Origin of the sequence: Mesorhizobium sp. M3A.F.Ca.ET.175.01.1.1 (genome assembly GCF_004791945.1) — a bacterium.
In the GTDB taxonomy this organism is placed as follows: domain Bacteria; phylum Pseudomonadota; class Alphaproteobacteria; order Rhizobiales; family Rhizobiaceae; genus Mesorhizobium.
In genome coordinates, this window is the sequence record NZ_SRTP01000092.1 from 1 (window position 1) to 421 (window position 421).

The 421-nt window shown below is 65.3% G+C and carries 1 pseudogene; it reads right to left on the reverse strand.

Features of this window, described 5'->3' with window-relative positions:
- A pseudogene (locus EN818_RS30880) lies at positions 1-421 on the reverse strand (ABC transporter permease); the annotation flags it as partial.

A 421-nucleotide genomic window follows, 5' to 3' on the forward strand; every position in this document is an offset into this window, starting at 1 on the left:
GAGGATGCCCATCACCAGGATCAGCGTCACCAGGTTGGAAGGCAGCACCGACAGCACGACGAGGGCCATGATAAGCGTCGGTATCGACATCAGGAGGTCGACGAGGCGCGACAGGATCGTGTCGTACCAGCCGCCGAACACCGCGGCCGAGAAGCCCAGGATGGCGCCGAGCGAGAAGGACAGCGCCGTGGCCAGCACGGCGATGAACAGCGTGATGCGGGCGCCGTAGATCATGCGCGAGAGCAGGTCGCGCCCGAGATTGTCGGTGCCCAGCCAATGCGCAGCCGACATCGGTTCCCAAGGGGTATCGCTGACGATCTCGGCATTGCCGTGCGGCGCGATCCATGGTGCGAAGAGCGCCGCCACCACGAACAGGGTGGTCAGCACCAGGCCGATCAGTGCGGGGATGGGAATGCGTCTG